Source organism: Enterobacter sp. PL1, assembly GCF_945957325.1.
Classification (GTDB): domain Bacteria; phylum Pseudomonadota; class Gammaproteobacteria; order Enterobacterales; family Enterobacteriaceae; genus Enterobacter; species Enterobacter roggenkampii.
Genome location: NZ_CAMFKT010000048.1, coordinates 1 through 13,532 on the forward strand (window position 1 = coordinate 1; position 13,532 = coordinate 13,532).

11 protein-coding genes are annotated in these 13,532 nt (G+C 39.5%); all 11 read left to right on the forward strand.

What is annotated here, in order from left to right; translation table 11 throughout:
- Positions 1-268: 268 nt before the first annotated feature.
- Positions 269-1,357, forward strand: a complete 1,089-nt coding sequence (rfbB, locus tag N6P30_RS23460; protein ID WP_032663232.1) for a dTDP-glucose 4,6-dehydratase — start codon at positions 269-271, stop codon at positions 1,355-1,357.
- Positions 1,358-1,370: 13 nt separating this feature from the next.
- Positions 1,371-2,243, forward strand: a complete 873-nt coding sequence (rfbA, locus tag N6P30_RS23465; RefSeq protein WP_032664078.1) for a glucose-1-phosphate thymidylyltransferase RfbA — start codon at positions 1,371-1,373, stop codon at positions 2,241-2,243.
- A gap of 23 nt (positions 2,244-2,266) precedes the next feature.
- On the forward strand, positions 2,267-3,157 hold the full coding sequence (gene rfbD, locus N6P30_RS23470; RefSeq protein ID WP_032663233.1) for a dTDP-4-dehydrorhamnose reductase: 891 nt from the start codon (positions 2,267-2,269) through the stop codon (positions 3,155-3,157).
- Between the two features lie 15 nt (positions 3,158-3,172).
- Positions 3,173-3,721, forward strand: coding sequence for a dTDP-4-dehydrorhamnose 3,5-epimerase (gene rfbC / locus N6P30_RS23475; protein WP_048223992.1), 549 nt, complete (start codon positions 3,173-3,175; stop codon positions 3,719-3,721).
- 4 nt (positions 3,722-3,725) lie between these two features.
- Entirely contained in the window at positions 3,726-4,664 is a 939-nt protein-coding gene (locus N6P30_RS23480; protein WP_032663235.1) for a glycosyltransferase family 2 protein, read from the forward strand.
- Positions 4,665-4,695: 31 nt separating this feature from the next.
- Complete coding sequence (locus N6P30_RS23485; protein ID WP_048223985.1) at positions 4,696-5,529, forward strand: ABC transporter permease; 834 nt, start codon at positions 4,696-4,698, stop codon at positions 5,527-5,529.
- Positions 5,519-6,865, forward strand: coding sequence for an ABC transporter ATP-binding protein (locus N6P30_RS23490; protein WP_032663236.1), 1,347 nt, complete (start codon positions 5,519-5,521; stop codon positions 6,863-6,865). The genes N6P30_RS23485 and N6P30_RS23490 overlap by 11 nt, the downstream gene beginning before the upstream one ends.
- The gene (locus N6P30_RS23495; protein WP_077264744.1) at positions 6,855-10,694 is read left to right on the forward strand and encodes a glycosyltransferase; all 3,840 of its coding nucleotides are present in this window, start codon (positions 6,855-6,857) and stop codon (positions 10,692-10,694) included. Before N6P30_RS23490 ends, N6P30_RS23495 begins: the two co-directional genes overlap by 11 nt.
- Positions 10,695-10,762: 68 nt before the next feature.
- Positions 10,763-12,544 (forward strand): hypothetical protein, encoded by a 1,782-nt coding sequence (locus tag N6P30_RS23500; protein WP_032663237.1) that lies wholly within the window; start codon positions 10,763-10,765, stop codon positions 12,542-12,544.
- 4 nt (positions 12,545-12,548) lie between these two features.
- A complete protein-coding gene (locus N6P30_RS23505; RefSeq protein ID WP_058673560.1) occupies positions 12,549-12,926 on the forward strand; it encodes a GtrA family protein in 378 nt (125 codons plus the stop codon).
- Positions 12,923-13,532, forward strand: a 610-nt coding sequence (locus N6P30_RS23510; protein WP_260629986.1) for a glycosyltransferase family 2 protein, incomplete at its 3' end; no start/stop codon positions are given. The genes N6P30_RS23505 and N6P30_RS23510, both read left to right, overlap by 4 nt.

Here is a 13,532-nt window from a genome sequence, read left to right on the forward strand (position 1 = left end):
TAAATGACTCTGAGGTGTCTGTTAAACCCGTGGCGATTCATTTTCATGACTGTTTAAGGGGAGAATAGCGGATTAGCATTTTGTGCCTACCTCGGTAAAATCAGGCCTCTGTTCTCACACTTGGAACAGTTAACATTGTTATTGTTTTCAGTACACTGGTAGCTGGAGAGCCAGGGGCGGTAGCGTGTTCAGAATTCAGCATGCCTTTGCTGACTCCTCAGAAGTGAAGTTTGAAATTTAACATTGCGAAGCAATACGGAATAGTCTTGTGAAAATACTCGTCACTGGTGGTGCAGGTTTTATTGGATCTGCTGTTGTACGTCATATTATTAATAACACCAACGATTCAGTGGTTAACGTTGATAAACTAACCTACGCAGGTAATCTGGAATCGCTGGCAGAAATCGAAAATAATCCCCGTTATGCCTTTGAGCGAGCAGACATCTGTGACGGTAGCGCCATGGCGCGCATTTTCGCGCAACATCAGCCGGATGCGGTAATGCATCTTGCAGCTGAAAGCCATGTTGACCGTTCCATCACGGGGCCTGCGGCCTTTATCGAAACCAACATTATCGGCACCTATGTGCTGCTCGAAGCGGCGCGTCAGTACTGGTCGCAACTGGAAGACGCGCGCAAGTCGGCGTTTCGTTTCCATCATATTTCTACGGATGAAGTGTACGGCGATCTGCCGCATCCCGATGAACTGCCGGCCGGTAGCGATCTGCCGCTTTTCACCGAGACTACGCCATATTCCCCAAGCAGCCCCTACTCCTCTTCTAAAGCATCCAGCGATCATTTAGTGCGTGCGTGGCGTCGAACCTACGGCCTGCCGACGCTCGTGACCAACTGCTCAAATAACTATGGCCCGTATCATTTCCCGGAAAAACTAATCCCGCTCATTATCCTTAACGCTCTGGCAGGTAAACCACTTCCGGTGTATGGCAATGGCGAGCAAATTCGCGACTGGTTGTTCGTGGAAGATCATGCTCGCGCGCTTTACAAAGTGGTGACTGAAGGAACGATTGGCGAAACCTATAACATCGGTGGTCATAACGAGCGTAAAAACATCGACGTCGTGAAAACAATCTGCGCCATTCTGGACGAAATCATTGCCGATAAACCGGCAGGCATTACCCACTACGCCGATCTGATTACCTATGTAACCGACCGTCCGGGACACGACCTGCGCTACGCCATTGATGCCAGCAAAATTAAAAACGATCTGGGATGGGTGCCTCAGGAAACCTTTGAGTCAGGTATCCGCAAAACGGTTGAGTGGTATTTGAAAAACGAAAGCTGGTGGAAGCGTGTAATGGATGGCTCCTATGCGGGCGAACGTCTGGGACTGGCAGAATAAAAAGGAAATTATGATGAAAGGTATTGTACTTGCTGGTGGTTCCGGAACCCGTCTCTATCCGATTACGCAAGGTGTATCTAAACAGTTGCTTCCTGTTTATGATAAGCCAATGATTTTCTACCCAATTTCTGTGCTGATGCTGGCTGGCATCCGTGAGATTTTGGTGATTACCACTCCCGAGGATATGCCCGCGTTCAAACGTTTGCTGGGTGATGGCTCGCAGTTTGGCATTAGCTTATCTTACGCAGTACAGCCCTCTCCGGATGGTTTGGCACAGGCATTCATCATTGGTGAAGAGTTCATCAACAATGAGCCTTGTGCCCTGGTGCTGGGAGATAACATCTATTTCGGTCAGAGCTTCGGTAAGAAACTGGAAGCGGCATCGCAAATGACCAGCGGAGCGATGGTCTTTGGTTATCAGGTGCAGGATCCAGAACGCTTTGGCGTCGTGGAATTTGATGAGAACTATAAAGCGCTGTCTATCGAAGAGAAACCGTTAAAACCCAAATCAAACTGGGCGGTCACCGGGCTCTATTTCTATGATAAGCATGTCGTAGAGATGGCAAAACAGGTAAAACCATCAGCACGCGGCGAGCTTGAAATTACCACGCTTAACCAGATGTATCTTGAGCAGGGGAATCTGCAGGTTGAGCTATTAGGGCGCGGATTTGCCTGGCTGGATACCGGTACTCATGACAGCCTGGTGGAAGCCTCGCAGTTTATTCATACCATTGAAAAGCGTCAGGGTATGAAGGTTGCCTGCCTGGAAGAGATTGCGTTCCGCAAGGGATGGTTGAATGTAGAGCAGGTAACTGCCCAAGCTAAAATGTTAGCTAAAACCGATTATGGGCGCTATCTGCAAATGCTGATCGGCGAGAAAAAATAAGTTTAAGGCGCTGACGAGATAAAATGAAAATCTTATTAATTGGCAAAAATGGCCAAGTTGGTTGGGAATTGCAACGATCTCTTGTGACATTAGGGGATGTGGTTGCAGTTGATTATTTTGATAACACGCTATGCGGAGACTTATCAAATCCCCAAGGAATTGCACAAACTATTCAAACAGTAAAACCGGATGTAATCGTCAATGCAGCGGCACATACTGCTGTAGATAAAGCAGAGACAGAACAAGAACTATCTCGTTTATTGAATGCAGATAGTGTAGAAGTAATTGCTAAAGAGTCAGCAAAACTAGGGGCGTTACTGATTCACTACTCTACTGATTACGTATTCAATGGCGAAGGTACGCATTATCGTAACGAAGATGAACAGACTGGTCCGTTAAATGTTTATGGCGAAACTAAGCTTGCTGGGGAACTCGCGGTAGCTAAACATAATGCACGCCATTTTATTTTTCGAACTAGCTGGGTTTATGCAACGCGTGGTGCGAATTTCGCTAAGACCATGCTGCGTTTAGCAAAAGAGAAAGAAAAATTATCTATTATTAACGATCAATTTGGTGCTCCGACAGGAGCCGAACTTCTTGCTGACGCTACAGCAATTGCAATTCGCACGGCAGTGCACAATCAAAAACTCTTTGGAACTTATCATTTGGTCGCCAGCGGTGAAACGACCTGGTTTGATTATGCGCAATATGTTTTCTCCATAGCTAAAGAGTTGGGTGAAACACTTTCAATAAAAGAAGTAATAGGTGTTGATACATCCGCTTATCCAACGCCAGCAAAAAGACCTCACAATTCGCGTTTGTCAAATAAGAAATTCCAGACTGCATTTGAGGTACAATTACCAGACTGGAAAGTTGGTGTTAAACGTGTCGTTACTGAAATACTCGGTAAGTAATGTAGAGATGTGACAATGAATGTAATTAATACAGCAATTCCAGATGTGTTTATTTTTGAACCAAAAGTATTTGGTGATGCACGTGGATTTTTCTTTGAAAGTTTTAATCAGAAAATTTTCGAAGAGATAGTAGGTCGAAAAGTAGAATTTGTTCAGGATAACCACTCGCAATCCCAGAGAGGAGTGCTTCGTGGACTACATTACCAGTTGACTCCCCATTCTCAGGGAAAGTTGGTTCGTTGTGTTGAAGGTGCCGTATTTGATGTCGCTGTCGATATCCGTAAAAACTCAGCTACATTTGGCAAATGGGTTGGAGCAGTTTTAAGTGCTGAGAATAAGCATCAATTATGGATTCCAGAAGGTTTTGCACATGGTTTTCTGACACTTAGTGAGACTGCACAGTTTCTTTATAAAGCGACAAATTTTTATGCCCCACAATCAGAGCGTAGTATTATCTGGAACGATCCAGATATTGCAATTGAGTGGCCAACAGTCGAAGCTATAATTCTCTCTGCAAAAGATGAGCAGGGTTTGCCTTTATCTAAAGCAGAGTTGTATCTCTAACTGTATGATATCCGATAACAATATTGCCGTCTTAATATGTACGTTTAATGGCAGCAAATTCCTTCGTAAGCAACTTGATTCGATTATTTCTCAAACGTATACATCTTGGGAAATTTTTGCTTCAGATGATGGTTCTACTGATGACACTCTCGATATTCTTAAGGAATATCAGGCTCGTCTGGGAAAGAACAAATTGCATATCATTAAAGGGCCAGGCAAGGGATTTGCCTGGAATTTTCTCACGCTACTACAGAAATGTGGTGGGGCGTATGATTATTATGCTTTCAGCGATCAAGATGATGAATGGCTAAGTGATAAGCTGGAACGGAGTTTAGGAAAAATAAGCTCTTTAGAAATAGACAATACAAAGGTCCCAGCATTACATTGCGGCAGGACAATGCTTGTTAATGAAAAAGATGAATGCATCGGATACTCCCCATTATTTTGTAAAAAGCCTTCTTTCCGTAATGCGCTGATACAAAGTATAGCTGGCGGTAATACGATGTTATTTAATCAGGCTGCACGTAATATTATAAACTTAACTCCTCAGGATTTTAAGATTGTTTCGCACGATTGGTGGGTTTATATTTTAATTTCGGGCTGCAATGGTATTATTGTTTATGATGAAGTACCAACAATAAAATATCGTCAACATACTAATAATATAATAGGCTCTAATCTTGGATGGCGTGCACGCTTGCGAAGAATCAATGGATTATTCGATGGCCATTTTCGTGACTGGATACAATGCAATTTAAATGCGTTAAATGCAATGCCGTTGCAATTATCAAAAGAAAGTCGTTGGGTATTAGAAAATTTCATTGAAGCCAGATCATCACATCTCATTACTCGCATAATAAAATTCAGTAAAATTAAACTATATAGACAAACTTCTTTCGGTACAATTGCATTCTTAATAGCGGTTCTTTTCAAGAAGATTTGATTCTTCAGCAAAATTACTATGAGGTATAATAGTGCTGCAACATGAAAATCATAGTTCTTCACTATGGTCATTAATAAGTTGTCTTTACAGAAACAAAAATGTTATTTTTGAGATGAGTAAAAGGGATATTGTAAGTCGTTATAAAGGATCATTTATTGGTATATTCTGGTCTCTGATAAATCCTATATTTATGCTAACAGTCTATACATTTGTATTTTCTGTTGTTTTTAAGGCTCGATGGGGACATGGTGCGGCAGATGAACCTAAGACCCAATTCGCATTAATACTATTTGTTGGAATGATCATTCATGGCTTTCTGGCTGAGAATTTAATGCGTGCGCCTGGTCTAATTTTACAACATGCAAATTACGTTAAAAAAGTAATCTTTCCATTAGAAATATTGCCGGTCGTAACTTTATTGTCTGTACTTTTTCATACTTTCATTAGTTTCGCCGTATTGATTTTGGCTTTTACGATCTTTAACGGTATACCACATTGGACTGTATTACTGGCACCACTTATTTTCCTTCCTATGATTATCTTTACTGTTGCTGCTTCATGGTTCTTATCAGCACTTGGTGTTTATCTTCGCGATATAGGGCAAATTATTGGCATTATCACTACGTTATTGCTGTTCCTTGCTCCTGTGTTTTATCCGTTGTCTGCTTTACCACCGGTGTTCCAACATATTGTAATGATTAACCCACTAACTTTTATTATTGAGGAATCACGGAAGGTAATTATTTGGGGAGGGACGCCAGACTTTAAAGGTTTAGCTATTTATACTGTAGCATCAATAGTTTGCCTATGGTTAAGTTATATCTGGTTCCAGAAAACAAGAAAAGGATTCGCAGATGTCATCTGATAATTATGCGATTGAAGTCAAAAATATTAGCAAATGTTATCAGGTATACAATAAACCTGTGCAAAGATTAAAACAAATCCTCTTCGGGAAGCAAAAAGAACACACGGAACGTGTCCAACGCGTAAATTATGATGAGTTCTGGGCATTACAGGATATTAACTTTGTTTTACCAAGAGGAGAGACCCTGGGGGTAGTGGGAAAAAATGGCTCTGGCAAATCAACGCTATTACAGATAATTGCCGGGACACTTACGCCTACTTCAGGCTCTGTTACTATTAATGGTCGTGTAGCGGCACTACTAGAGCTCGGTGCAGGTTTTAATAATGAATTCACAGGACGAGAAAACGTTTATCTTAATGCCTCTCTATTAGGTTTAAGCAAGGAACAGGTTGATAATAAACTGGATGATATTTTAGCTTTCGCTGATATTGGCCATTTTATTGACTCCGCAGTTCGCTCATACTCCAGTGGGATGTTGGTTCGTCTCGCTTTTGCTATCCAGGCACAGCTAGATCCTGAAATATTAATTGTGGATGAGGCACTTGCCGTTGGGGATGCAAAATTTCAAGCAAAATGCTTTAATCGACTTAAAAAATTAAAAGAAAACGGAACTTCAATACTTTTTGTTTCACATGCGACAGAGCAGATTGTAACGCATTGCGATAGAGCTATTTTACTTAATGATGGCTTGCTGTTAGCACAGGATCGACCAAAAGTGGTAGTGAATCAGTATCTAGATCTACTATTTGGAAAAAATAGCAAAGCCAAGCAAGCAGAAAAAAATGTTGTAGAAAATAATAGCAATATTTCACTTTCAGATAACTCTCCCAATGTTAATTGGGAAGATAACCAAGGATATGAAAAACGCTTAAATTATAATCCTTCTGAATATCGTTGGGGGGATAAATGTGCCGAAATCTCAGATTTTATACTGGCGCAGGGTAAAGAAATATATCCAGTAATTCTTAATAACAACCAAAATATTAGTTTTAAATTTAGGATAAAATTTTTCCAGGAAATTGTACGTCCTATCTTTGGGTTTGCAGTAAAAACCAAAGATGGTGTAACTATTTATAATACTAACACTGAGTTGCAAAGTATTATCATTGCTGATATTACAAAGGCCGGGCAAGAACTTAATATAAATGTCTTGATGCCCCAACAACTCTATCAAGGTGATTATTTCATTTCTGTTGGAATAGCAAGCTGTGATGCCAATGGTGAGGTTATTCCGCACGATCGGCGCTACGATTCAATACATATTACTGTTGAACCGACAGAAGAATTCATCGGTCTGGTTGATTTAAGGGCTAAGATAAGCTGTGATGAAAAATAATTTAACGACGAAATTAAATGACTCTTCGTTTATCTTTAACGATGACATCAAAGTTTGGACGAAAGAGAAAGTAGCTCCCTTCATGTATAGTGATGGCGATGAAGCGGAAAATTATCTTATTTCTGTACTCGAACAGACCCAAGACCATAGTGTTTTTTCAGACGAACTAAAGCCATGGATTAAGGATTGGCCTTCATTATATCATTTATCTTCACGTCGTTCTAATCTCTTACAACCCTTTAAAAGTTGGTTCAATGGTAAACGAGTCTTGGAAATTGGTTGTGGCTGTGGAGCAATCACTCGTTTCCTTGCCGAAGCTGGTGCGACGGTAATTTCCGTAGAAGGTAGTATTCGTCGTGCACGGATTGCCAGCAAGCGATGCGCTGACTTAGAAAATGTCACTGTAATTTGTTGTCCTAGTGACCAGCTACCCGATTTAGGAGAGTTTGACGCTGTCATGCTTATTGGGGTGCTGGAATATGCATCGATGTTTCTCGGAACTGACGGTGATACAACGTTATTACAGAATTGCCGTGAACGACTAAATAACAACGGATGCTTATTTGTCGCTATCGAGAATAAAATTGGCGCAAAATATCTTGCTGGTGCAAATGAAGATCATCTCGCGGTACCAATGGTGGGGGTTAATGACGCATATAAAGATAAATCTGTCAGAACCTATGCGCGACAAGAATTGATTAACAAACTTACTGGTGCAGGATTCCCTCAGACGCAAGAGTTTGTACCTTTGCCTGATTATAAACTCCCTGTCACCGTTGTATCACCTATAGGTACGACAAAATATTCCCCACAACTTTCATCGCTCGCTGTAGAATCTGTTGCTGCAGATATGCAAGGCGTAGCAGATTATCATTTTTCTCTTGAACAATTTAATCATGTTGTTTGGCAAAATTCTTTGGCGCCAGAATTAAGCAACTCTTTTTTAATGGTTGCTGGAAACAATATTTCAGAAATTTTTAATCAGAGAATTTTAGCTTGGCACTACTCTGATGCCAGGTCGCAAGAAAATAACAAAGAAACCGTTTTTAAACTTGATGATAATGAACAAATAAATGTAATTAGCAAATCGCTATCTATTGAAAACGACGAAATATCTATTAATGAACCTTTTTATCAAGGTGAAAGTTTATGGCGTGAAGTTGTTCGTATTGTTAACCTGCGTGATTGGACAGTGTCTGAGTTGACAGATGTATTTATAAAATGGCTAAAAGTTATTTCTTCACCAAGTGATGATGTAATTCCATCCTTTGAGAATACAATCTCTAACGATTATTTTGATGCACTTCCATTTAATATTATTAACGACGGAAATGGTGGCTACACTATTTTTGATAGGGAATGGGACAACGGTAAAACTAGCAAATTTGGTCTGATTGCCTGGCGTGGAGTATTCCACTCGCTCTTTCGAATTAAATCATACGAATCATCTTCTTCAGTATTTGCCAAAACTTATTTTGATCTGGCTTCCCAGGTATTGCAGCATATTTGGCCTGACATTCCTTCTACCGCTTTTCTTGAATGGGCTGAAGAAGAAGCACGTTTTTCTGTGGAAGTAACGGGGAGAGACAATTATCAATCACTCCTTGATGTAGCCTTAAACTCAACGATAAGCTATCGAGTTAATGTAACCACGCTGAAGCAGCAGATTACTATACAAGAAAATGAGCTTCTGGCGACAAAGGTTCATGTCGATAATTTAACAACACAACTTGATTGGCAAGCCAATGAACTAGATAGATTGCAAAATGAATTATCACATCAGGCAAAATCTGCAACGGTATTAGCAGAATCTTTGAAAAAAATTGAGGAAGAAAAAGCATTAATGTTTAATTCCTTAAGTTGGAAGTTAACTAAGCCGTTACGTTTTACAAAGCGTGTTGCTTTGGCACTTTCTCGGCGTGGAACACCTAAAAATATGCATTTAAAAAATAAACTATCACGTCTGAACAAGGTTCTTAACTTGAAAAAGAATCAGCTAGGAGGCTATACACAGTTAGCGCTTTGGTCATATCAACGTTATCGTTCGTATGGTTATACCGGTTTTATAAGCAAGCTCAAACGTGCAATGAATCCAGTTCCTGTATCATCCAATGCGGTACCGGTTTACGAATATGAACAATGGATCGAGAAGCATGAAAATATTGACAGCGTAAAGTTGACGGCCTTTTCCTCCCGGCTAGCTTCATTTGAGCATTTGCCAACGATAAGTATTGTTATGCCATGCTATAACGCACCTGTAAAATATTTATGCGAAGCTATAGAATCAGTTCGCAATCAAATTTATAGCCGCTGGGAACTGTGTATTGCCGACGATGCTTCAACTTCGGAAGAAACCGTATTAAAGCTGAAAGAATATGCGGCACTTGATCCTCGAATTAAAATTACTTTCCGCTCGAAAAATGGGCACATATCAAATGCAAGCAATTCTGCTATTGAATTAGTGACAGGTGAATATGTTGCTTTGATGGATCAGGATGATTTACTGCCTCGACACGCGCTTTATAAAGTGGTTGAAGCGATTAATAACCAACCTGATGTGCAGCTAATTTATTCAGATGAAGATAAAATTTCAGCCGATGGAGTACGTTGCGAACCCTATTTTAAGGCAGACTGGAATCGTGATCTTTTTCTGTCACAGAATATGTTCTCCCACTTAGGGGTATTCAGCAAATCCCTCATTGATAAAGTTGGTGGTTTCCGACCTGGTTTGGAAGGCAGCCAGGATTATGATCTTGTTTTACGTTGCCTCGATCACGTAACGGAAAATCAAATAGTTCATATTCCAGAGATTCTTTACCATTGGCGCATTATTCCTGGTAGTACAGCCTCAGGGGGCGAACAAAAACCATATGCTTTCCTGGCCGGTATTCGTGCAGTTCAAGAATATCTTGAGCGGAATAATATTGCCGCACAGGTAGAAGAGGCTAAACAAGGTATGTTGATGCTGCGGGTAAAATATAACTTACCTAAGCAACTGCCTTTGGTCAGTATAATTATTCCAACAAGAAATGCGAAAGCATTAGTTAAACAGTGTATAGACAGCATATTTGAAAAAACAACTTATTCGAACTTTGAGATCATTTTAGTTGATAATGGTAGTGATGACCCTTCTTCGTTAGATTATTTTGCTGAGTTAAATGAGCGGGATAATATCCGTGTTGTTCGTGATGATGGTAACTTTAACTTTTCGCGCTTGAATAATGAGGCAGTTAAAGTAGCGAAGGGTGAGTTGTTATGTCTCATGAATAATGATATAGAGGTTATTTCACCTGACTGGCTTGACGAAATGGTTAGTCAAGCAGTACGTCCTGAAATTGGTGCTGTTGGGGCTAAATTACTTTATCCCAATGACACTGTGCAACATGCAGGCGTCATATTAGGATTAGGGGGGATTGCCGGTCATGCGCATCTGGGGATACATCGTAACGACCCAGGCTACTTTGGAAGAGCTAATCTTGTCCAAAATTTTATAGCGGTTACTGCTGCATGTCTTGTAATACGTAAAGAAATTTATGAAAACGTCGGTGGGCTGAATGAAAAAGATTTTGCTGTAGCCTTCAATGATGTTGATTTCTGTATACGTGTTCATCAGGCCGGGTATCATAATCTTTGGACACCATTTGCCGAAATGTATCATCATGAATCAGCGACTCGAGGGAGCGATCTGGCACCAGAGAAAATTGAACGATTCAAGCAAGAAATTAAATCAATGGAATTGTTATATGGTAACATTCTCTTTAATGATCCTGCTTACAACCCTAATCTTTCATTAGATCTAAGTTTTGGTTCATTTGCTCTTAAACGATAATTAGAACGTAAACTGGATAACGGGTAATCTGTTATCCAGAATTTAATATTAAATTTATTGGTGTGCTGATGAAAACTTTAAATATAAATGATTCGCGATTGTATTTGCTGATTTGTTTATTATTTGGCGTTATTTACGTTACTAATGCCTGGTCACCTTCTTCTTATAGCTTGGCTTTAGACGGGATCGGCATTGATGCACACCCAGATTTTGGCAAAGCTAGAGCAATCCGTTCGGATGAATGGGTTGTACAAACCCCTCTTACTCAGGCTTTAGTAAATAATGGCTTTGAGCGTTTTAATCATACGTCAATTTATAAAGAAGATTTGCGAATTAATTATGGTTTGCCTATTTTTGACTGGGGTCTGATCTTTAAACCGGCGCAATGGGGTTATCTTATTCTGCCGCCTGCATATGCTTTTTCTCTTTATTATTTTGCATTGTTTGCTTTTTTTGTGATTGGTTTTCAGAAAATTATTAAAATCATGGGTGCAGATGAACTTTCTGCTTTCCTGCTTAGTGTTGCTTTCTATTTTACCGGAAGCGTACAGTTCTGGTGGACAGTAAATGCTTCAACATTTGCTTTTTTTCCTTGGGTGCTTTATTCCTTATATAATATAAAGTCTTCTTCGATTTACGCCATTCTTTTATTCTGGTTCTTGGCCTGCTGGCAAATCGGTAACCTTTATCCTCCTTTTACGTACGCTTTGTTATTAGTTGCTATAGTATGGATTTGGAATGTAGTTGATCTACGTACTGTGAAGTTGCGGGAGCTTATTCTGGCTATTGCCGCTGGTATTGCTGCTGTAGTAGTTGTTTATTTATACTTCCATGACTATATTGAACTCATGAAAAACACCGTTTATCCCGGTGTTAGGAGTGAGAACGGTGGTAGTATTATTTCCTGGGCGATGTTCCAATCACTTTTCTTTCCATCGCTTTGGTTTGATAAAAACTACGAATTGCTGAAGTGGAAAGAAATAAGTAATATTTGTCAAATTTCAACTTGGGCTACACTTTTACCTGTTCTTATCTTGTTTTATACAAATTATAAAAAAGTACGATTAACACTTTCATTTAATCTGCTTGATAAATTCTTAATTCCAGCGCTGTGCGTTATGATTATGTTGTTATGGACGATGTTCCCAGTCCCAGCAGCGTTAGGGAAATACCTTTTCCTTGATAAAGTTCCTGCTGTGCGAATGATGCTAGGTCTTGGATTGGTTGTTAATATACTAGCTGTGATAGCGCTTATTCGTATTCCTTTAAATGTTACTGCGCGCCGGATTGGAATTTTTACAATCATTTATGCTGGATTGTTTATCATTTTTAAAGGTGGAATAAAACCTGCACAAGTAGAACTGATTGCTCTTTTGATAGGCGCGTTGGTTAGTTTAGTCCTCATTCGTTTCAAGAATAATGCCATGCTGGCTCTATCAAGCATAACTGTAATATATTCATTAGCTGTGTTCTTTGCTTTCAATCCATTGCAGGATTCAAGATTTATTTTCCATAAAAATTATCAAACACCAGCAATTGAAATATATAAACAGCAGGTTAATCAATATGGAGTTGCTTTGGCTGCAATGTCCGGTTCGATTATTAATGGTTTAGGATATCCTTCAGGAAATCATGTGCTCACAACTCCACAGTTAGCATTCTGGTATAAAAAATTCCCAAATCTTAATAAAGAGGAAATGAACAAAGTATTCAACCGTTATGCACATATTCATCTTGTCCCTGAAAGCAACGTAATTGAACTCAGTGCAACAGATGTCATTTCCGTTCCTCAGCGTTGTTTTATGTCCGGTATTGATACCCCATGTAAAAATGTTTCTATTAAGAAGTAATTAAATGAATAAGTTAATTTTGTTTTTTATATGTGGCGTAATTCAATTCGGACTTGATACGATAATTTTTACCTTCTTAACAAGTGTAGGTCTAAGTGTCGTTTTAGCAAATGTTTTTTCTCGAGGTTTGGCTGCATGCGTTGGTTATTACATTAACGGCAGATATACTTTTAGAAAAAAAGTGGACAGATATGTATTCCTAAAGTTTGTTGTCTATTGGTCAGGAATGACGCTGCTAAGTACACTGCTGATATATATGATTGAATATTTTTTATTAAGTACCTCATCAATAAAACTCATGGCGCTTACAAAAGTAGTCGTTGAGATTTTTTTATTCTTTATTAGTTTCTTAATCGCTAAAATTTGGGTTTATAAAAAATGACGACCATGGCGAATGATTTTAAAATTGCAGTCGTAATTCCCTGCTACAAAGTAAAGGAACATATCTTAAAAGTTATTGCTGATATTGGGGACGAAGTCTCATTTATTTACGCAGTGGATGATAAATGCCCAGAAAAATCTGGAGAATATATCCTTGAGAACTGTAAAGATAAACGTGTTCGCGTTTTATTCAATCAGGAAAACCAAGGTGTGGGCGGTGCGGTTATCCATGGTTATAAAGTTGGTCTCACTGAAGGCGCCGATGTTTTTGTTAAAGTAGATGGGGATGGGCAAATGGATCCAACCCTCATTAAGCTGTTTGTGCGTCCCATTCAGCATGGTGAAGCAGACTATACGAAAGGTAATCGGTTTCACGAAATTGAAGGGTTGAAGCCGATGCCGAAGATCCGTCTTTTCGGCAATGCTATTTTGTCGTTTATGACTAAATTTTCTTCTGGGTATTATAAAACTTTCGACCCTACCAATGGATATACTGCAATCTCAGCTATTGCTTTAAAAAAATTGCCTTTAGACAAAATTAGTAAACGATATTTTTTTGAATCTGATATTCTTTTTAGATTGAACGTCGTAAGCGCTAAAGTTTTAG

Coding starts and splice junctions, on each gene's coding strand:
- rfbA (WP_032664078.1), top strand. CDS start 1,371: ATGAAAGGTATTGTACTTGCTGGTGGTTCCGGAACCCGTCTCTATCCG.
- N6P30_RS23480 (WP_032663235.1), top strand. CDS start 3,726: ATGATATCCGATAACAATATTGCCGTCTTAATATGTACGTTTAATGGC.
- N6P30_RS23500 (WP_032663237.1), top strand. CDS start 10,763: ATGAAAACTTTAAATATAAATGATTCGCGATTGTATTTGCTGATTTGT.
- rfbC (WP_048223992.1), top strand. CDS start 3,173: ATGAATGTAATTAATACAGCAATTCCAGATGTGTTTATTTTTGAACCA.
- N6P30_RS23495 (WP_077264744.1), top strand. CDS start 6,855: ATGAAAAATAATTTAACGACGAAATTAAATGACTCTTCGTTTATCTTT.
- N6P30_RS23490 (WP_032663236.1), top strand. CDS start 5,519: ATGTCATCTGATAATTATGCGATTGAAGTCAAAAATATTAGCAAATGT.
- N6P30_RS23505 (WP_058673560.1), top strand. CDS start 12,549: ATGAATAAGTTAATTTTGTTTTTTATATGTGGCGTAATTCAATTCGGA.
- rfbD (WP_032663233.1), top strand. CDS start 2,267: ATGAAAATCTTATTAATTGGCAAAAATGGCCAAGTTGGTTGGGAATTG.